20 protein-coding genes and 1 pseudogene are annotated in these 19508 nt (G+C 67.9%); 18 read left to right on the forward strand and 3 right to left on the reverse strand.

Going from position 1 to position 19508, the window contains the following annotated elements:
• Positions 1 to 51: 51 nt before the first annotated feature.
• The 7 genes from lepB to FQ137_RS10020 all read left to right on the forward strand — a co-directional run bounded on the left by lepB (position 52) and on the right by FQ137_RS10020 (position 6142).
• Positions 52 to 816 (forward strand): signal peptidase I, encoded by a 765-nt coding sequence (gene lepB / locus FQ137_RS09990; RefSeq protein WP_149292247.1) that lies wholly within the window; start codon positions 52 to 54, stop codon positions 814 to 816.
• Positions 813 to 1517, forward strand: coding sequence for a ribonuclease HII (locus FQ137_RS09995; protein ID WP_149292248.1), 705 nt, complete (start codon positions 813 to 815; stop codon positions 1515 to 1517). Before lepB ends, FQ137_RS09995 begins: the two co-directional genes overlap by 4 nt.
• Positions 1514 to 1819 (forward strand): DUF2469 domain-containing protein, encoded by a 306-nt coding sequence (locus FQ137_RS10000; protein WP_007632861.1) that lies wholly within the window; start codon positions 1514 to 1516, stop codon positions 1817 to 1819. The genes FQ137_RS09995 and FQ137_RS10000 overlap by 4 nt, the downstream gene beginning before the upstream one ends.
• A 141-nt stretch (positions 1820 to 1960) precedes the next feature.
• Positions 1961 to 2374, forward strand: a complete 414-nt coding sequence (locus FQ137_RS10005) for a YraN family protein (protein ID WP_149292249.1) — start codon at positions 1961 to 1963, stop codon at positions 2372 to 2374.
• A 2-nt stretch (positions 2375 to 2376) separates the two neighbouring features.
• Positions 2377 to 3894: a YifB family Mg chelatase-like AAA ATPase gene (locus FQ137_RS10010; RefSeq protein WP_149292250.1), complete on the forward strand. Its 1518-nt coding sequence runs from the start codon at positions 2377 to 2379 to the stop codon at positions 3892 to 3894.
• Positions 3894 to 5096, forward strand: a complete 1203-nt coding sequence (gene dprA, locus FQ137_RS10015; RefSeq protein WP_149292251.1) for a DNA-processing protein DprA — start codon at positions 3894 to 3896, stop codon at positions 5094 to 5096. The genes FQ137_RS10010 and dprA overlap by 1 nt, the downstream gene beginning before the upstream one ends.
• A 77-nt stretch (positions 5097 to 5173) precedes the next feature.
• Complete coding sequence (locus FQ137_RS10020; RefSeq protein ID WP_149292252.1) at positions 5174 to 6142, forward strand: tyrosine recombinase XerC; 969 nt, start codon at positions 5174 to 5176, stop codon at positions 6140 to 6142.
• Positions 6143 to 6168: 26 nt separating this feature from the next.
• Here the strand turns inward: FQ137_RS10020 and FQ137_RS10025 are convergent.
• Positions 6169 to 6732 (reverse strand): annotated as a pseudogene (locus FQ137_RS10025) (M23 family metallopeptidase); the annotation flags it as partial.
• 472 nt (positions 6733 to 7204) lie between these two features.
• Here FQ137_RS10025 and rpsB point away from each other — a divergent pair.
• The 5 genes from rpsB to FQ137_RS10050 all read left to right on the forward strand — a co-directional run bounded on the left by rpsB (position 7205) and on the right by FQ137_RS10050 (position 11610).
• Positions 7205 to 8089: a 30S ribosomal protein S2 gene (gene rpsB, locus FQ137_RS10030; protein ID WP_149292253.1), complete on the forward strand. Its 885-nt coding sequence runs from the start codon at positions 7205 to 7207 to the stop codon at positions 8087 to 8089.
• Between the two features lie 206 nt (positions 8090 to 8295).
• Positions 8296 to 9120 (forward strand): translation elongation factor Ts, encoded by an 825-nt coding sequence (tsf, locus tag FQ137_RS10035; protein ID WP_149292254.1) that lies wholly within the window; start codon positions 8296 to 8298, stop codon positions 9118 to 9120.
• Positions 9121 to 9361: 241 nt separating this feature from the next.
• Positions 9362 to 10087, forward strand: coding sequence for a UMP kinase (gene pyrH, locus FQ137_RS10040; RefSeq protein ID WP_149292255.1), 726 nt, complete (start codon positions 9362 to 9364; stop codon positions 10085 to 10087).
• A 47-nt stretch (positions 10088 to 10134) separates the two neighbouring features.
• The gene (frr, locus tag FQ137_RS10045; RefSeq protein WP_149292256.1) at positions 10135 to 10692 is read left to right on the forward strand and encodes a ribosome recycling factor; all 558 of its coding nucleotides are present in this window, start codon (positions 10135 to 10137) and stop codon (positions 10690 to 10692) included.
• A 39-nt stretch (positions 10693 to 10731) separates the two neighbouring features.
• Complete coding sequence (locus tag FQ137_RS10050; protein WP_149292257.1) at positions 10732 to 11610, forward strand: phosphatidate cytidylyltransferase; 879 nt, start codon at positions 10732 to 10734, stop codon at positions 11608 to 11610.
• A gap of 63 nt (positions 11611 to 11673) precedes the next feature.
• On the opposite strand, the gene FQ137_RS10055 is transcribed toward FQ137_RS10050, so the two are convergent.
• Positions 11674 to 12099, reverse strand: a complete 426-nt coding sequence (locus tag FQ137_RS10055) for a lipopolysaccharide assembly LapA domain-containing protein (RefSeq protein WP_149292258.1) — start codon at positions 12097 to 12099, stop codon at positions 11674 to 11676.
• An 85-nt stretch (positions 12100 to 12184) separates the two neighbouring features.
• Here FQ137_RS10055 and rlmN point away from each other — a divergent pair, with 85 nt between their 5' ends.
• A complete protein-coding gene (gene rlmN, locus FQ137_RS10060) occupies positions 12185 to 13294 on the forward strand; it encodes a 23S rRNA (adenine(2503)-C(2))-methyltransferase RlmN (protein ID WP_149292259.1) in 1110 nt (369 codons plus the stop codon).
• 106 nt (positions 13295 to 13400) lie between these two features.
• Here the strand turns inward: rlmN and FQ137_RS10065 are convergent, their stop codons facing one another.
• On the reverse strand, positions 13401 to 13787 hold the full coding sequence (locus FQ137_RS10065; RefSeq protein WP_149292260.1) for a DUF2631 domain-containing protein: 387 nt from the start codon (positions 13785 to 13787) through the stop codon (positions 13401 to 13403).
• 162 nt (positions 13788 to 13949) lie between these two features.
• Here FQ137_RS10065 and dxr point away from each other — a divergent pair, with 162 nt between their 5' ends.
• The 5 genes from dxr to map all read left to right on the forward strand — a co-directional run bounded on the left by dxr (position 13950) and on the right by map (position 19440).
• Positions 13950 to 15113 (forward strand): 1-deoxy-D-xylulose-5-phosphate reductoisomerase, encoded by a 1164-nt coding sequence (gene dxr / locus FQ137_RS10070; RefSeq protein ID WP_188064890.1) that lies wholly within the window; start codon positions 13950 to 13952, stop codon positions 15111 to 15113.
• Between the two features lie 3 nt (positions 15114 to 15116).
• Positions 15117 to 16337, forward strand: a complete 1221-nt coding sequence (locus tag FQ137_RS10075; RefSeq protein ID WP_255583946.1) for an RIP metalloprotease — start codon at positions 15117 to 15119, stop codon at positions 16335 to 16337.
• 151 nt (positions 16338 to 16488) lie between these two features.
• Positions 16489 to 17637 carry a flavodoxin-dependent (E)-4-hydroxy-3-methylbut-2-enyl-diphosphate synthase gene (gene ispG / locus FQ137_RS10080; protein ID WP_188064983.1) on the forward strand — a complete coding sequence of 383 codons (1149 nt, stop codon included), beginning with the start codon at positions 16489 to 16491 and terminating at the stop codon, positions 17635 to 17637.
• 3 nt (positions 17638 to 17640) lie between these two features.
• Entirely contained in the window at positions 17641 to 18495 is an 855-nt protein-coding gene (locus FQ137_RS10085) for a GNAT family N-acetyltransferase (RefSeq protein ID WP_149292263.1), read from the forward strand.
• Between the two features lie 69 nt (positions 18496 to 18564).
• Entirely contained in the window at positions 18565 to 19440 is an 876-nt protein-coding gene (map, locus tag FQ137_RS10090; RefSeq protein WP_149292264.1) for a type I methionyl aminopeptidase, read from the forward strand.
• Positions 19441 to 19508: the final 68 nt, after the last annotated feature.

A 19508-nucleotide genomic window follows, 5' to 3' on the forward strand; every position in this document is an offset into this window, starting at 1 on the left:
GGGTCGGACTCGGCCGCCGTCGGCGGTGCGGGATCGGCTACGCTCATCCGGGTGAGCAGCACCGATACGCCCGGACATGGCACCTCTGAGCCGGGGCCCCGTGATGACGGGGTCCCGGCTCGCGCCGTCGAGAAGAAGGGGCAGCCCTGGTACATCGAGATCCCGCTCCTGGTGGTGATCGCGTTGGTCCTGGTATTTGTCTTCCAGACCTTCGTCGGCCGCGTGTACCAAATCCCCTCGGAATCGATGGAGCCGACGTTGCACGGGTGCGCGGGGTGCACGGGTGACCGCATATTCGTCGACAAGATCACGTACCGTTTCGGTGAGCCGCAGCCCGGGGACGTGGTGGTCTTCGAGGGCCCCGACTCGTGGAACGAGGGGTACCAGTCCATCCGATCGGACAATCCGGTCATCAGGACCCTGGAGAACATCGGTGGAGTGATCGGCATCGTTCCGCCCGATCAGAACGATTTGGTCAAGCGCGTCATCGCGGTGGGCGGACAGACCGTCGGGGGCTGCTCCCCGGAGGGTGGACTGTTGGTTGACGGCCAGCCGCTCGTCGAGCCGTACCTCAACGAGGACCCTTCGCCGGTCCGGAACCCGCTCAATTGTGCGTTCGGTCCGGTGACGGTCCCAGAGGGCAACTACTGGGTGATGGGGGACAACCGCGGGAACTCAGCGGACTCCCGGTTCCACATGGGGGACGAGTATCAGGGGACCGTGCCCGGAGAGAACGTCATCGGCAAGGTCCGGACCATCATCCTCCCGTTCAACAGGATCGGGACGGTGTCCTCACCGGATATCTCCCCGAGGTGACCGCGGCACGAAGGCAAGGGCCTCGGGATCGGCGCCTACCCGACCGGGTGCGGGTCACCCGACGCGATGGCCGTCTGGCGTTGGAATCTGCCCTCGCCCGGCGCGGACTCGGCCCGGTCGCTGGTGTCGACGAGGCCGGGCGTGGTTCCTGCGCCGGCCCACTGGTGGTGGCGGCCTGTGTGCTGGGCAACAGGCTCCATCCCGAACTCGGGGGGCTGGATGACTCCAAGAGGCTCACCGCCGCTGCCCGTGACCGTCTATACGATGTCGTCCTCCGTCGAGCCACGGCGATGAGTGTGGTGGTGATCGAACCGGAGCGGATCGACGCTCGTGGGATCCATCGTTGCAACCTCGAGGGGATGCGCCGGGCGGTCGCGGCCCTCGATCCCGCGCCCGGCTTCGTCCTCACCGACGGCTTCGCCGTTGACGGGCTCGGTTGTCAGTCCACCTCCGTGATCGGGGGTGATGCAGTGGTCGCATCCATCGCCGCTGCGAGTGTCCTCGCGAAGGTCACCAGAGATCGGATTATGGTGGACCTCGACTCGCGGTACCCGGGGTACGGCTTCGCCGCGCACAAGGGGTACAGCACCGCGAGTCACGCCAGGGCGATCGAGCAGCTCGGTCCCAGCGACATCCATCGGATGTCGTACGCCAACGTCCGTCGCGCCGCGCAGGCGCATTCGAGGAGCAGCACGAGATGAGCGCCGAGGATCTGGAGAACTACGAGACCGAGATGGAACTCTCGCTCTACCGCGAGTACCGCGACATCGTCGGCCAGTTCACCTACGTCGTCGAGACGGAGAGGCGCTTTTACCTCGCCAACGCCGTCGAGTTGATCCCGAGGTCCGCGGACGGTGAGGTCTACTTCGACGTGAGAATGTCTGACGCGTGGGTCTGGGACATGTATCGGCCTGCACGTTTCGTCAAGTACGTTCGGGTACTGACGTTCAAGGACGTCAACATCGAGGAACTCGACAAGCCGGAGCTGCGGTTGCCCGAGTAGCTCCGCACCCCTTCTCCACAACCCCAGGTCCCTCCACAGGGCGTCCCGGCCCGGTCCGCGAGCAGCGGATCGGGCCTTCGTGCTCGGGCAGGGTGAGCCCCGGCCGCCCGGAAGTGCTGGGCGGCCGGGGAGGGGGCGGCGATGACGGGCGACGAGTCGACGGACATCGGTGGGATCGGTACGGATCCCACCAGTACGGATCCTCGAAGGCGAACGGGGCAGCTCGGCGAGGTTTACGCGGCGGGTCTGATGGAGGCCCGCGGCGGGGTGGTGATCAGCAGGAACTGGCGGTGCCGGGCGGGCGAGCTCGATCTGGTCGTCCTGGACGCAGCCGGACGACTCCGGTTCGTTGAGGTCCGAGCCCGTACGGGTGCGGGCTTCGGCACCCCCGCCGAGTCGGTGACTTCGGACAAGCGCAGGCGGTTGCGCCGGTTGGCGGCCCAATGGCTGTCCGAGAACCCGGGCCGGTGGCGGCAGGTCTGCTTCGACGTGGTGGGCGTGGACTTGGCGGACCCTAGGCGTCCCCGTCTCGAACTGTTCGAGGACGTGCTGTAATCGTGGCGCTCGGTCGGACGTGGGCTGTCACTCTCCAGGGGGTCGGGGGTCAGTTGGTCGAGGTCGAGGCGGACGTGGGACGCGGTCTTCCCGGGGTGAGCATCGTGGGCTTGCCGGACTCGGCTGTATTGCAGGCGCGTGAGCGGATGCGGGCCGCGGTGATCAACAGTGGGTTGACGTGGCCGCCGGGCAAGGTCGTCTTGTCGCTGTCACCGGCCGCGTTGCCCAAACGCGGATCGGGATTCGACCTGCCGCTGGCCGTGGGCACACTGACAGCCTCCGGGGAGCTGCCCGTGGCGGGGTTCGATGGCACGCTGCTGGTGGGGGAGCTGGCGCTGGACGGCAGGGTGCGGTCGGTGCGGGGAGTCCTCCCCGCGGTGCTCGCGGCGCGGGATGCTGGGCTGCGGCGCGCGATCGTCCCCTCCGCGAACCTCGCGGAGGCCAGACTGGTCAGCGGCATTGACACCGCGGGTGTGGACTCGCTGGCGATGCTGGCGGCGTGGTGCCGAGGTGTGGGAACCCTGGTCACTGACGCGCCGGAGGCCCGCGCTGTAGGTGGGCGGTCTCACGTCGATCTGGCGGAGGTGCACGGTCAGGATGACTGCCGGCGTGCGGTCGAGGTCGCGGCAGCCGGCGGGCACGCCGTGCTCCTGCGCGGTGCCCCCGGGACGGGCAAGACCATGCTGGCCCGCGTACTACCGGGGCTACTTCCCGATCTGGGGGAAGGGGATGCACTGGAGGCAACGGCCATCCACTCGGTCATGGGACAGCTTCCCTCGCGTGACCCGTTGCTGCAGCGCCCACCTTTCGTGGCGCCGCACCACTCGGCCTCGGTGGCCGCCCTCGTGGGCGGCGGCAACAATGTTGCACGTCCGGGGGCGGTGACCCTCGCACATCGGGGAGTCTTGTTCCTCGACGAGTGCGCCGAGTTCTCGGGTCGGGTCCTGGACAGCCTGCGCACCCCGCTTGAGGACGGGGAGGTCAGGATCGCCAGGCGCGACGGCATCTCCGTGTTTCCGGCCCGTTTCCAACTGGTGATGGCGGCCAACGACTGCCCCTGCGGAAGTGCGCGGCCGGACGCCTGTACCTGTACCGCCGACGCGCGTCGGCGGTACGGCCGGTCGCTGACGGGCCCGCTACGGGACCGCATCGACATCGCCTTACGGACGCTTCCGCTCGGGTCTGGATTGTTCGCGCTGGGAGAGGGCGAGGACAGCGCAGCGGTTCGTCAGCGGGTGTCTACGGCGAGAGCGGCCGCTGCCGAGAGGTGGGCGCGCTGCCCGGATGCAGCAGGGGCCCGAGCGAATGCGGAAGTACCGGGCCGGGTTCTGCGATCGGTGTGGGGGCTCGATCGCCGCGCACTGCAACCTCTGGACCGCGCTCTCGCGCATGGCGTGCTGTCCCCGCGCGGGGTCGACAGGTGCCTGCGCCTGGCATGGACGGTCGCGGACTTGGACGGGGCCTCCGTACCGGGTGAGCCTCACGTGGCGGAAGCGCTCGTGCTGAGAGGAGAGGAGTGATGGTGGGGGAGCAGGGGACCGTGGCGATGGTGCCGTGGGAGGTGCGGGTGGCGTATGCGTATCTCGGGGCCGTGAGTGAACGCCCGACCGCGCAGCTATGGGATCTGGTGGATGCGGTGGGGCCAGTACATGCGGCGAGCCTCATCCGCACGGGCCAGGCCGGTGGGGCGGTGGCCGGCCAGACCGAGGCGCGGCGCACGCTCGTCGACGGGGCACGACTGTTGGAGGCCGCGGAAGAGGTGGGAGCCCGACTCGTGGTTCCCGGCGACCCCGGGTGGCCGGAGTTCGCGCTCGAGCCGCTGGACCGTCCGCGGGGGCGACGGCGGGACGGATCGGGCGGTGTGCCCACCGCGCTGCGTCCTCTGGGACTGTGGTGGCGCGGACCCGCCGACCCGGCGCGGGTACTCGGCAGATCCGTCGCACTCGTCGGGACCAGGGCGCCCACCCCATACGGTCGGGCGGTGACTGCCGACCTGAGCGCCGGGCTGTCCGCCGAGGGGTTCACGGTGGTCTCCGGAGGCGCGTTCGGGATTGACGCCGCGGCGCACCGCGCCGTCCTCGGGGTCCGTGGCTCCACGATCGCAGTCCTCGCCGGCGGGGTGGACTGTCTTTACCCACGCGGGAACGATGCGATGCTGCAGGAGGTCGCCGAGAGCGGGGCGGTGATCTCCGCGCAGCCGCCCGGAACCGGGGTGACGCGCTATCGCTTCCTGGACCGGAACCGGATCATCGCCGCGCTGACTCGTGCGACGGTGGTGATCGAGGCTGCCGCTCGCAGTGGTGCGCTGAGTACGGCGGCGTGGGCGGCGGCACTAGATCGCCCCGTCGGGGCCGTGCCGGGGCCGGTCACCTCGGTGGCATCGGTCGGGTGTCACCTGTTGCTCCGGGAGCGGGGCGCGGTGCTGGTCGGACGTACCGTGGACGCGGTCGAGCTCGCAGGCCGGATGGGGGAAACGAGCCCGCCCCCCAGGGGAGAGGCCAGGGTGTGGGACGGGTTGGACGACGTGACCAGGCGGATACTCGAGGCGCTGCCCACTTCCGGTGGAGCCGCGCCCTCGGAAATCGCGGCTTCGTCTGGGATCGCGCCCGTGACTGTGAGGACAGTGCTCGGCCGCCTCCTGTCTACCGGGGCGGCGGTACGGGGTCCGGAAGGGTGGCGCAGGGGCGGCGACGGCGGAGTCCAGATGAGTTTCCCCGTGTAGTGACGGTTATTCCTGGGTAGCTCCGCCCCCCCCATCGCCCTTGCGTGTCCCCGTAGCGCAGGTGACAATCGATACTCATGGGGCCGGTAGATGCAGCTGAGGTTGGAGGGAATGAACCCGCGGATCTGTTCGGCGGCGTTGTCGAGGACTACGTCGAGTACCTTCGCACTAGCCGCTCCCGATCCGAGGCGACCGTCCGTTCCTACCGCTCCGATGTCCTCGGACTCCTGGCCCACCTTGCCGGCGATGCCGGAGGGCGCACTACCGCGGCGGATCTGGCTGGGGCGCTCACGCTCCCGACACTGCGCGGCTGGCTCGCCGCCCAGGTGGGTGCTGGGGCCGCCCGGTCCACCGTCGCCCGCCGGGTGGCCGCTGCGCGCTCCTTCAGTGGGTGGGCCGCCCGCATCGGGCTGCTGACCTCCGATGTCGCCGCCCGACTCGAGGCGCCACGCGCCCGACGTCATCTGCCCGAGGTTCTCGATGTCGGCCAGGCCGCCGAGACCATCCGGACTGCCGATCTCGGCGCTGCCGAAGGCGACCCTATCGCCCTGCGCGACCGGCTGGTGGTGGAGTTGCTGTACTCCTGCGGGATCCGGGTGGCAGAACTGTGCGGGCTCGACGTGGACGATATCGATACCGAGCGGCGCCTACTGCGTGTGGTGGGCAAGGGTGACCGCGAGCGCGCCGTCCCCTACGGCCCGCCCGCTGTCCGGGCGCTGCGCGCCTGGCTCGACGCTGGTCGGCCGGAGCTGGCCACCACCGCGTCCGGCCCGGCACTGCTGGTGGGAGTTCGCGGCGGGCGGCTTGACCCCAGGGCGGCACGACGGATCGTCAATGAGGTCACGGCGGCCACTCCCGGCGCCCCCCAGGTATCGCCCCACGCGTTGAGGCATAGTTCGGCCACCCACCTGCTGGAGGGTGGCGCGGACCTGCGTCACGTGCAGGAACTGCTTGGGCATTCCACGCCCGCGACCACCCAGATCTACACGCACGTCTCAGCGGACCGCCTTCGCGCCGCATACCGCGGCGCCCATCCCCGAGCGTGATGGAGGAAGCGGACCGTGCGTCTGCTGGCCCCGTCGCCGGGAAGGATCGGTTTGAGACGGATGGGCTTTTCGGAATCGGCGAGCAGAGCCAGCGGATCGACGTAGTCGTCGTCGCGCGAAGGACCACCTGAAGCCACGCGTATGCCCCAGTGCAGACACGCCTCGACAGGGCACCCGGGGTGGGCGGCGAGCAGCCGGCCAATCTCCTCACCCGCGACCACCGACTCACCGGTCCGGACCCTGGCGCGCACGGGTTCAAATGTGGAGCGCACGCCCCCGCCGTGGTCGATCGAGAGCACAGGACGGCCACCCACGGCCCCAGCGAAAACGACCGTCCCGTCCGCTGGGGCACGCACCGAGGCGAGTGCCGTGCCCGCGAGGTCGACCCCCCGGTGCCCCGGCAGCCACCGATGCTCCGGCGGATCGAACGGGGTCGCCACTGATACCGGCCCTGGGAGCGGGGTGCGCATGTGCGGCCATTGCGCGTCGGGCGCCGCGCCCGCGACGGGGACGACGACCAGGATTATTGTGGCCAGGCCGACAGCTGCGCGAGTGTCTGTGCGCCGTCGGCCGATTCGTCTCGAGTGCATAGTGCAACTCCACCGCAGCGGCCCGTGACCCGCCATGCCGGACCGGCACCTGTGGATGGAGCGGACGATCATCCCCAGGCACGCCCCTGACGATGCGGTCGCTCCTCCCCAGGTACGGCGGACAGGGAAATCGGTCCCATCAGGGCGCATCGCCGGGCCCGAGGCGGGTGGGCTGCCTTGGAGGCTCGCGCTCAAGGGGATATGCTTCCGGGGCGGTCGACTCTGCGTCGATCGACTTCGCGTGTCCTGCGGCGACCGGTTATCCCGGGAGCCGCATCCGGGCCCCGGGGCGACGAGCCCCGGCCTCCCGGACGCCGTACCAGCAGGTGCCCCCGCCCGGCGGGGGTCCGGACCGGCGCGGATACCAGGGCCTTCGGCTACCCGGCACGAGGGCACAACCCGACACACAGAAAGCGAGGACGAGGGCCTCGCGGTCCGGCTGCTTCCAAGCCGGACGAGCCCTCAACCCATCATGGCAGTCATCTCCATGAAGCAGCTGCTCGACGCAGGTGCCCACTTCGGCCACCAGACCCGCCGCTGGAACCCGAAGATGCGTCGGTTCATCTTCACCGATCGCAACGGCATCTACATCATCGATTTGCAGCAGACCCTGACGTACATCGACCAGGCGTACGAGTTCGTCAAGGAGACGGTCGCCCACGGCGGCACCGTCCTGTTCGTCGGCACCAAGAAGCAGGCACAGGAGGCCATCGCCGAGGAAGCCGCCAAGGTCGGTATGCCGTACGTCAACCAGCGTTGGCTGGGTGGCATGCTCACCAACTTCCAGACCGTGCACCAGCGGCTTCTGCGTCTCAAGGAGCTTGAGGCCATGGAGCAGTCCGGTGGCTTCGAGGGGCGCACCAAGAAAGAGATCCTCATGCTCACGCGTGAGAAGAACAAGCTCGAGCGCACGCTCGGCGGTATGCGTGACATGAGCAAGGTCCCCTCCGTGGTGTGGGTCGTCGACACCAACAAGGAGCACATCGCCGTCGGCGAGGCTCGCAAGCTGAACATCCCGGTCGTCGCACTGCTCGACACCAACTGCGATCCGGACGTCGTCGACTACCCGATCCCGGCGAACGACGACGCCATCCGCTCGGTAACCGTGCTGACCCGTGTGATCGCCTCCGCTGTCGCCGAGGGCCTCAAGGCCCGCTCGCAGGCAGGTAAGGTCACGGGCGAAGAGGCCGAGCCGCTCGCCGAGTGGGAGAGCGAGCAGCTCGACCAGGTCACCAGCACCACGACGGTCGAGGGCGCCGACGAGCCCTCCGCCGACGTCACCGGCACCGAGGCCCCCGCTGCGGAGCCCGCAGCCACCGAGGCTGCCACCGGCGAGGCCCCGGTCACCGAGGCCTGACGCGCAGCACCAGCTCGAGCACCGTCGGGCCCGGCCGCCCATGATCCCAGGGGGATCTCCCGGGGGCCGGGCCCGAGGTGTTGGAGGCGGTGGGCGAACGACTCACCGGCGCCACGGCGTCTAGGGTGGAGGCGATCTCGCCCGCTGACCGACGTGAACACCTTTACTGACACATCACGAACCCCTTTAAGGAGGGTCGCCCCACAATGGCGAACTACACCGCTGCCGACGTCAAGCGTCTGCGTGAGCTCACCGGCTCCGGGATGATGGACTGCAAGAAGGCTCTGGAAGAGACCGACGGCGACTTCGACAAGGCCGTCGAGGTCCTGCGAATCAAGGGCGCCAAAGACGTGGGCAAGCGCGCCGAGCGCACCACGGCCGAGGGTCTGGTCGCCATCAAGGACGGCGTCATGATCGAACTCAACTCCGAGACCGATTTCGTCGCCAAGAGCGCCGAGTTCATCGCGCTCGCCGACAAGATCGTCGACGTTGCCGCCGCCCAGGGCATCTCCGACCTCGCCGAGCTGAACGCCGCCGAACTCGATGGCTCGACCGTTGAGGATGCTGTCGTGGCCTTCTCGGCCAAGTCCGGTGAGAAGCTGGTCCTGCGCCGCGTGGGCAAGCTCGACGGCCCCGTCGCCGTCTACCTGCACAAGCGCTCGTCCGACCTCCCGCCCGCCGTCGGCGTCATGGTCGCCTACACGGGTGAGGGCGAGGCCGCCGAGAACGCTGCCCGCTCCGCCGCGATGCAGATCGCCGCGCTCAAGGCCCAGTATGTCTCTCGCGAGGATGTGCCCGCCGACGTCGTTGCCAAGGAGCGCGAGATCGCCGAGGCCACCGCCCGGGAGGAAGGTAAGCCCGAGCAGGCGCTGCCGAAGATCGTCGAAGGCCGGCTCAACGGCTTCTACAAGGACGTCAGCCTGCTGGACCAGCCGTCGGTCACCGACAGCAAGAAGACCGTCGGTGCCCTTCTGGACGAGGCCGGCGCGAAGGTTTCCGCATTCCTGCGTTTCGAGGTCGGCCAGGCCTGATCACGGCCTGAACCCGCTACCGCGGACTCCTCGGCGACGGCGGTACCCGGCTCCCGGGTGCCGCCGTCGCCGTCTGATTACCCAGGTTCGGCCACACCCGACGGGCTGGAGTGTGGCTGCCGCGTCGATAGGGCAGAATGAACCCGGTCCCACCACGGACCGCACGCCGCTCCGACCACAGGATGTCGGGGGCGTGGACGCGCGCGACACGGGCTGTTATCCGCCCGGGACGAGGAGAGGGATGACCGACCCGCGGGACGGCTACAAACGTGTGATGCTCAAGCTGGGTGGCGAGATGTTCGGCGGCGGCAGCGTGGGGATCGATCCTGACGTTGTGCAGTCCGTCGCCCGTCAGATCGCCGACGTCTCTCGGACCGGGGCGCAGATTGCGATCGTGATCGGCGGCGGCAACTTCTTCCGCGGCGCCCAGCTGCAGCAGCGTGGACTCGACCGCGCTCGTAGCGACTACATGGGGATGCTCGGGACCGTCATGAACTGTCTGGCGCTTCAGGACTTTCTCGAGCAGGAGGGGGTGTCGACCCGCGTCCAGACCGCGATCCACATGGGGCAGGTCGCAGAACCGTACATCCCTCTGCGCGCTGAGCGGCACCTGGAGAAGGGTCGGGTCGTGATCTTCGGCGCCGGGATGGGCATGCCGTACTTCTCTACCGACACCACCGCTGCTCAGCGCGCCCTGGAAATCAAAGCCGACGTGCTGCTCATGGCAAAGGGCGTGGACGGGGTCTACTCGGATGACCCACGCACCAATCCCGAGGCCGAACTCTTCTCCCGAATTGAACCCCGTGAGTGCCTCGAGCGGGGCCTGAAGGTGGCCGATGCCACCGCGTTCAGCCTCTGCATGGATAACGACATGCCCATTCTTGTTTTCAACCTGCTCACCGAGGGCAACATTGCGCGTGCTGTCGCCGGTGAGCAGATCGGCACCCTGGTGAGCAGCACGGCCTGACGCGCCCTCCACCGACCCCCACCGACCCAAACGAAAAGAGACGCACCATGATCGACGACACTCTGCTCGAGGCCGAGGAGAAGATGGAGAAGGCGATCGAGCACGTTCGTGACGAACTCACCACCATCCGCACCGGCCGCGCCAACCCGGGCATGTTCAATCGCGTGCTCTGTGAGTACTACGGCACTCTGACGCCCATCACCCAGATGGCGACCATCACGGTGCCCGAGCCGCGCATGCTCATCATTAAGCCGTACGAGATGTCGCAGATCGGCCCCATCGAGAACGCCATCCGTAACTCGGATCTGGGCGTCAACCCGACCAACGACGGCCAAGTCCTTCGGGTGACCGTGCCACAGCTCACCGAGGAGCGTCGTCGTGATCTGGTCAAGCAGGCCAAGGTCAAGGCCGAGGACGGGCGTATCGCGGTGCGCGGCGTTCGGCGCAAAGCGATGGACGAGCTCAAGCGCATCGACAAGGACGGGGAGGCCGGAGAGGACGAGGTCAACGCGGCCGAGAAGGAGTTGGACAAGCTCACCCAGCGCTTCGTCAGCGAGGTGGACGAGCTCGTCAAGGCCAAGGAAGGCGACCTGATGGAGGTGTGACCTCCGCAGAAGCATCACCCGAGACTCGAGGAGTACGCCGTGGACACCGCTCCCCAGGGCCCACCCGGGCCGACCGCCGCGGCTGCCGCACCTCCGTCGCGCGCCGGCCGCGATCTGACGAGGGCCATCCCCGTCGGGGTCGGCCTGGGCGCGCTCGTGATCGCCAGCATCGCGTTCACGCCCCGTGCGTGGTACCTGGTCGCGGCAGCCGCCGTCGCGATCGGCACCTGGGAAGTTTACAAACGCCTCCGACAAGCGCGGTTCAAGCTACCGCTGTTCCCGATTCTCGTAGGCGGCCAGGCGATGGTGTGGGCGGGATTCCTCACCGGGGCGGAGGGCGCCTTCGCGGCCTTCGCCGTCACCACCGTCGTCGTTCTGGTGTGGCGTCTGCTCATGGCCGGGCTGACCACCGCCCCGAAGAACTACATGCGGGACGTCTCCGTCGCGGTCTTCGTGCTGGTCTGGATCGCCGTTCCGGGATCCCTGGGGGCGATGCTGTCGGACGGGGAGTACGGGGCCCAACGGGTGGTGGCCCTCATCCTGCTGGTTGTGTGCTCGGACGTCGGAGGTTACGTCGCGGGGGTGATGTTCGGGAAGCACCCTATGGCCCCGGCCATCAGCCCGAAGAAGTCCTGGGAGGGTTTCGGCGGTTCGATCCTCTTTGCCACAATCGGGGGCGCGCTGGTCGTCGCCCTGCTCTTCGGCGACAGCGTCTGGAAGGGCGTCCTGTTGGGCGTGCTCACGGTGTTCACCGCGACCCTCGGCGACCTAGTGGAGTCGCAGGTGAAGCGAGACCTGGGGATCAAGGACATGGGTACGCTCCTGCCGGGGCACGGCGGGTTCATGGACCGTCTCGATTCAGTCCTGCCAACCGCGGTCGTCGCCTGGGCCATCTTTACCTACGTCGTCCCGACCTGACTGAGTTCAACTTAACTATCGCCGGGCCCGGCCGACTGGGGGCGTAGCGGCCGGGCCCGGGCGTCAGCGTCGGGTGGTCAGCTTGCGTGCCTTACGGGCACGCATCCGTAGTTGAAGGATCCGGAAACCGGCGAACAGAGCCATGATCAATGCACCGGCGATGGCGGCGAAGAGCACGAGAACCCCGAGGGGAAGACTGAACTGCAGGCCGAGGTAGCGGACATCGGTCGATGTCGTGTTCTGGGTGATGAAAATCAAAAGCAGAATGGTGACGAGGGCGCCCAAGACCAGTCCCACCCACGCCGAGCCGAGACGGCCGCCTGCGGAGTCAGGTAAAGGTTCTGGGTCGTAATTATGCGCGGAGTCGCTCGCCTCGGCGGCGGGGACGGGGGTAGAACTCGCATAGGTGTCCTCGACCGAGATCTCGTCACGTCCCTGGTCGGGGACGATGTGATCGCGGTCGGCTTGGTCGTGTGAACGCTGTGCCATAACTGAACTGTATGCCGTCGCGGCGCCGGACGGCGGCGGCTCGCGATGTGTTGCGGTCGTTCGTTTCTGACACAATGGCGGCATCATGGCTGAACCTCTCCCGCTCGTCTTTGACGCCCCCCGCCGGGGGCTGCCCCCTCGTCACTTCGCTGACCTCGACACCGACGGCCGCGCGGAGGCGATGGGCGACCTCGGCGTCCCCGCTTTCCGTGGGAAGCAACTGGCCAACCAGTACTTCGGGCGTCTCGAGGCGGATCCGCGTGAGATGACCGATTTGCCGGCTGACCTGCGGGAGCGAGTAGGGCAGGAGCTGTTTCCCTCTCTGACCTCGTCGGTCCGACATGTCGCGACTGACGAGGGCACCACGCGGAAGACACTGTGGAAGCTGCACGACGGCTCTCTGGTGGAAAGCGTGCTCATGCGCTATCCGGACCGGGCGACCGTGTGTATCTCGAGCCAGGCCGGCTGCGGGATGGCGTGTCCGTTCTGTGCGACGGGGCAGGGCGGTTTGCAACGCAACCTCTCAGCGGCGGAAATTTTGGAGCAGGTCAGGGTGGCCGCCCGCGCTATGCGCGACGGTGAGATCCCTGGTGGTCCCGGTCGGCTTTCGAACGTTGTGTTCATGGGAATGGGGGAGCCGCTCGCCAACTACAAGCGCGTTATGACCGCCGTACGCGGCATCATCGCGCCACCGCCCTCCGGATTCGGACTGTCGCAGCGCTCAGTCACTGTCTCGACGGTCGGACTTGTCCCTGCCATTCACCGGCTCGCTGAGGAGGGGCTCCAGGTCACTCTGGCGGTGTCGCTGCACACGCCGGACGATGAACTTCGCGACACACTGGTGCCCGTCAACAACCGGTGGCCGGTTGCCGAGGTGATGGACGCGGCGCGTCACTACGCTGACGCCACGGGCCGCCGGGTGTCTATCGAGTACGCGCTGATCCGGGATGTCAACGATCAGACTTGGCGCGGGGAGATGCTGGGGCGCCTGCTCGCGCAGCGGCTCGGGCCCATGGCACACGTCAATCTGATCCCACTCAACCCGACGCCGGGTAGCAAGTGGGACGCCAGCCCGAAGCCCCAGCAGGACGCCTTTGTCGCGGCAGTTCGCGCGGCCGGGGTCTCGTGCACCGTGCGCGACACCCGCGGGCAGGAGATCGACGCGGCGTGTGGACAGCTCGCGGCCGAGGGGTGATCGCTGGGTAGTGGCCCCGGCGGAACCTCACTCGACCGACCCTGCGTGTCGAGAAGGGCCGCCACCACTCCGTGGAGTGGTGGCGGCCCTTTCTGCTCGACCGGGATCAGTGCTTGGCCGGCGCCCGGCCCTGCGGATTTCTTGCGGCCTCTGCTCCGACGTGACCTGAGGCCGCGGCACCGACCACGGCGTAGTGATCGGAGTGAACCTCGTAGAGCTTACTCCGCTTCAGCGTTTCGTCCTTCTTGGGACGTAGCGATAGGAACATCCAGATCGCCAAGAACACGGCGAAGCTGATCAGCCAGATATCTTCCACCCGGCCGATGTGATTACCGAACAGCATGGCCAGCAGGAACAATACGAAGAAAGCTCCCGTGACGAGGCCGACCTTCGCGCTGTGCTTGTGCCAGCCCCACTCGACCGAGGGCTCGTCGAGGGAACTGATCCCGTCGACGACAATTTCCTTGCTGGTGTGGTGCCCGTCCGCGCTCATGCTCCCCGGTTCTCCTCACGGCTCGCTGGCAGCCCTGCGGGCCGCCGACATCGTGCCCAGTTTGTCACACGCCGTCCCGCGGTCGACGGGTAACCCGCCGCGCACCGCCACACCGGGGCCTGTGATGCGGCATCAGACGCCCGGGGAGTGGACAATGTTGGGGTGACCACGCGCGTTCTCGTCCTCGGCAGTACCGGCTCGATCGGTACCCAGGCTCTGGAAGTGATGTCGGAGGCCGAAACCGGCCGCTTTGAGGTCGTCGGGTTGGCCGCGGGCGGTGGCCGGATCGACCTGCTGGCGGATCAGATTCGGCGGACCGGTGCCAGTTTCGTCGCCGTGTCTGATCCGGCGGCTGCCGACCGGGTCCGGTCGGGTTTCCCCGACGTGACTGTGCTCGACGGCTCCAGTGCGGCGACCGAACTTGTTGGGGCGGTGGAGGCCGACGTGGTACTCAACGGCATCGACGGGTCCATCGGTCTCGGGCCCACCCTTGCAGCCTTGCGCACGGGTGCTCGACTGGCGCTGGCGAACAAGGAATCACTGGTGGCCGGGGGCGCACTCGTAACCAGGGCCGCCGCGCCGGGGCAGTTGATACCAGTCGACTCGGAGCACTCCGCGATGGCGCAGTGCCTGCGGGCGGGTACCGCCAACGAGGTGGCCTCTCTGGTGTTGACCGCGTCCGGCGGACCCTTCCGCGGTCGTACCCGCGCAGAGTTGGAGGGGGTCACCGTGCAGGAGGCGCTGCAGCATCCCACGTGGGCGATGGGCAAGATGATCACCCTGAACTCGGCGACCCTGGTCAACAAATCACTGGAACTTATCGAGGCGCACCTGCTGTTCGGAGTGCCATATGACCGGATCGACGTGACCGTCCACCCCCAGTCGGTGGTGCACTCGGCGGTGACCTTCGTCGACGGCGCGACCGTGGCGAAGGCGTCGCCGCCGTCGATGAAGCTACCGATCGCGCTGGCCCTGGCTTGGCCCTCCCGGATTCCCGGGGCGTCAGTTCCGCTCGACTTCTCCCGGGCACACACCTGGACCTTCGAACCCGTTGACGAGGAGACATTCCCGGCGATCTCGGTGGCCCGTGCCGCAGGCGAGGCGGGAGGCCTGCGGACCGCCGTATTCAACGCGGCGAACGAGGAAGCCGCCCCCGCGTTCCTGGACGGCAGGATTGGGTTTACCTCCATCGTCGACATCGTGGCGGAGACCGTGGGAGCGGCGGACCAATGGTCGTCCGATCCCCGAGATCCGGATGATGTCGCGGCGGCGGAGTCCTGGGCGCGGCGACATGCCGCAGCCCTCATCGTGGACACGGAGGGCTGAGTCGTGTTGGTTTTGGGTATCGCGCTCTTCGCGATCGCGATCATGGCGTCGATCGTGCTGCACGAGTACGGCCACATGCGGGTCGCATTGTGGTCCGGGATGAAGGTCCGTCGGTTCTTCGTCGGTTTCGGCCCCACCCTGTGGTCTGTCCGACGCGGGGGGATCGAGTACGGGCTCAAGGCGGTCCCCCTCGGCGGGTTCTGCGATATCGCCGGGATGACCGCGTACGACGAGTTGAGCCCTGAGGACGAGCCCAGAGCGATGTGGCGCCAGGCCTGGTGGAAACGTGTCGCGGTGCTGCTGGCAGGACCGCTCATGAACATCATCCTGGCTATCGTGTTGTTCTACACAGTCGCTCTGGGGTGGGGACTCGTGAACCGGGACGTTCAGCCGATCCCCACCGACCAGGTCGCGGCCGTCGTGGGTGATACCTGCGCGGGGGCGGACCGGTGCGGCGCCGGGGTGGGCCCTGCCGGCGAGGCCGGGATCCTGCCGGGCGACCGGATCGTGTCGGTCGACGGCGTTCCAGTGGACAGTTGGTCGGCGCTATCCATGGTTGTCTCCGCGCGGCCCGGCGAGACCGTGCCGGTCGAGTTGGACCGCGCAGGGGAGAGCGTGACGACGTCCACGACGCTGACCTCGTCCACCGTGAACGGGAAGACCCAAGGAACTCTCGGAGTCAGACTCTCGGAGGACGGCATCCCACCGGAGATCCTCGACGATCCCGCCTACCAGACCGTCAACACCTACAACGCGCTCAGCGCGGTGCCCGCGACGTTCGCCTTCACCGGGCAGATGGTCGAGGCGACCATCGAGGGACTCATCTCGTTCCCGGGCAAGATTCCGGCAGTGGCGGCCTCGATCTTCGGTAGCGAACGGGCGGAGGACTCTCCGGTGTCCGTGGTCGGGGCTAGCTACATTGGCGGGCAGGCGGTCGAGCAGGGACTGTGGAGCCTGTTCCTGCTTTTCCTCGCCGGCCTCAACCTGTTCCTGGGGGCGTTCAACCTCGTGCCCCTCACTCCGTTCGATGGCGGTCACATCGCGGTGGTGTTCTACGAGAAACTCCGAGATGCGGCGCGGCGGCTTCGCGGCCTGGCACCGGGCGGCCCGGCAGACTACGAAAAGCTGGCGCCACTGACGATGGGGGTCTTCGTGATCTTGCTCGGAGTCTCGGCAATCGTGATCACCGCCGACTTCGTCAACCCGATCCTGCTGCCCGGGTGAGTCTGGCACACACCCATCTGGCACACACCCACCTCGCACCCGCGCCCGGTTACCCGGATAATGGACTCTGGGACCTGTGAGCACCCGGCTGGCAGCCCCTACGGAAGGCCCTGTTGTGAACGACTCCTCCTCCATCCCAGTGGGACTGGGTATGCCCGACGCCCCGCCTCCGGTCCTCGCGCCGCGGCGCAAGACCCGGCAGCTGTTCGTTGGCCGGGTGGGTGTGGGCAGCGATCATCCGGTCTCGGTCCAGTCCATGACCAACACCAAGACCCACGACATCAACTCGACCTTGCAGCAGATTGCCGAGCTCACGGCGTCTGGCTGCGACATCGTGCGTGTCGCCTGCCCCCGGCAGGAGGACGCCGACGCCCTGTCGACGATCGCGCGCAAGTCGCCGATACCGGTGATCGCCGACATCCACTTCCAGCCCAAGTACATCTTCGCCGCGATCGATGCCGGGTGCGCTGCGGTGCGTGTCAACCCGGGCAATATCAAGGAATTCGACGGGCGCGTCAAGGAAGTGGCTAAAGCCGCCGGTGACGCGGGTATCCCTATTCGTATCGGCGTAAACGCCGGCTCGCTGGACCCCCGGCTGCTCGCCAAGTACGGGAAAGCCACCCCCGAGGCACTCGTGGAGTCGGCGGTGTGGGAAGCATCATTGTTTGAAGAGCACGGGTTCGGCGACATCAAGATTTCGGTCAAGCACAACGACCCGGTGATCATGGTCGAGGCCTACCGGCAGCTGGCGGCGCAGACTGATTACCCGCTCCACCTCGGCGTGACCGAGGCCGGCCCTGCGTTCCAGGGCACCATCAAGTCGGCGGTGGCCTTCGGGGCCCTGCTCTCCGAGGGCATCGGCGACACGATCCGGGTGTCCCTGTCGGCACCGCCGGCCGAGGAGATCAAGGTCGGGGAGCAGATCCTGCAGTCGATGAACCTGCGTCCGCGGACGCTGGAGATCGTCTCGTGCCCGTCGTGTGGGCGCGCGCAGGTGGACGTGTACAAGCTCGCGGAAGAGGTGACCGCCGGACTCGAGGGCATGACGGTGCCCCTGCGCGTGGCGGTGATGGGCTGCGTCGTGAATGGACCCGGTGAGGCGCGCGACGCCGATCTGGGCGTGGCGTCAGGCAACGGCAAGGGCCAGATTTTCGTCAAGGGTGAGGTCATCAAGACGGTTCCCGAGGCACAGATCGTCGAGACGCTCATCGAAGAGGCCATGCGGATCGCCGACGAGATGGGCGAGCCGGTGGGGGAGGCCGCCGAGGGGCAGGGGCCCCAGGTCAAGGTCACTCGATAGGCCGTGACCGACACGGCTGCGCCGGGGACCGGGCTCGGTGGGTGTCGAGAGGTCGGCCCGGGCGAGTCGCGGGCGGTTCTCGAGGTGTTGGGGGCCGATCCGCTGGTCTCGACACCCGCCGCTGAAAAGTTCGCCTCCACCGGCGTGGCCGCCGGCGCCGACGGCCGGTTCCTCACCTTCGGCGGTCCGGATCGGTCCCTGCTGTTCGTCGGCAACTCCGTCCTCCCTCTCCGGGGTGACGCGTCGGATCATCGCGCCCTCGGGCAGGCCGTCGCTGGGCTGGGACTCGGGCCGATGTCGGTACACGGTCGACGGGACCAGGTCGCGGCCGTGTGGTCCGCGCTGAGTGAGCGGTGGGGTGGTGCCCGGGAATACCGCGAGCACCAGTTCCTCATGGCACTCACAGTTCCTGTCGACCCGACGCTTGTCTTGGAAGGGATTCGACCGGCCACGCTCGAGGAGTTCGAACCGGTCCTCACCGCGGCCGCCGCGATGTACCGCGAGGAGTTGCGCTCCGACCCGTTCGCCGTTGGGTCCGGGATCCCGTTCCGGCGTCGCGTGGCACGGTCACTCTCGCGGGGGAAGACCTGGGTGGGGATCGACGACGGCGAGGTGATCTTTAAGGCGGACGTGGCCGCGGTCTCTTCAAACGTCGCCCAGATCCAGGGCGTGTGGGTCCACCGTGACAGGAGGGACGCCGGGCTCGGGTCCGGTGGGACGGCCGCGGTGTGCGCTGCTCTCCAGTCACGTGGGCTCACACCATCGCTCGTGGTGAACGCGTCGAACGGGGCCGCCCGTAGCGCCTACAGGCGGGTGGGCATGACCGATGCGGTCGACTACGCAACGGTCCTGCTGTGAGCCACGCTCGCCGAGCACCGTGACCAGACCGGGGCGACCGGTCTCGCCTGGCGGGCCTATCCTGGAGTCATGACCACCTCCACCCGTCAGCCGCTCGTCCCTGGTGAACCCACCCCGATCCGGACCGTCCCCGAGTCGATCCCGCGGCCCGAGTACGTGTGGCGCGATCGCGTCGATGAGGCCAACGGTGAGCCGTGGGTGCAGCCAGCGGAGGTGATCGAAGCCATGCGCGTGGCCTCCAGAATCGCTGCAGACGCCCTGGTGCTCGCCGGTGAGGCGGTCGCTCCCGGCGTGACAACCGACGAGATCGACAGGGTCGTCCACGAGTTCCTGTGCGATAACGGGGCCTATCCGTCGACCCTCGGCTACAAGGCCTTCCCCAAGTCGTGCTGCGTCTCGCTCAACGAGGTGATCTGCCACGGTATCCCCGACACCACGGTGATCGAGGACGGCGACATCGTCAACGTCGACGTCACAGCATTCATCCGCGGAGTCCACGGGGACACCAACGCCACATTTCTCGCCGGGGATGTCAGCGACGAAGCCAGATTGCTGGTGGAGCGAACCGAGGAAGCGATGAACCGGGGGATCAAGGCCATCCGTCCGGGCCGCGAGATCAACGTCATCGGACGGGTTATCGAGTCGTACGCGCGGCGCTTCGATTACACGGTCGTGAGGGAGTTCACGGGACACGGTGTGGGCCCGACGTTCCACAACGGTCTCGTCGTGCTGCATTACGACGAGCCGTCCCGGACCGAGGTCCTCGAGCCCGGTATGACGCTGACCGTCGAGCCTATGATCTCCCTCGGCGGGCCGGGCTTCGACGTGTGGGAAGACGATTGGACTGTGACCACTGCGGACAAGGCGTGGACCGCCCAGTTCGAGCACACCGTGGTGGTGACCGACGACGGATACGAGATCCTGACCCTGCCGTCCGGGTCGTGAGCCCGCGTGATGTCCCGTCGGCTGGAGTGACCGGGCGTCGCCGATGATGGACAAGCGTCTCGATGTCG

This window comes from Dietzia sp. ANT_WB102, assembly GCF_008369165.1.
Classification (GTDB): Bacteria; Actinomycetota; Actinomycetes; order Mycobacteriales; family Mycobacteriaceae; genus Dietzia.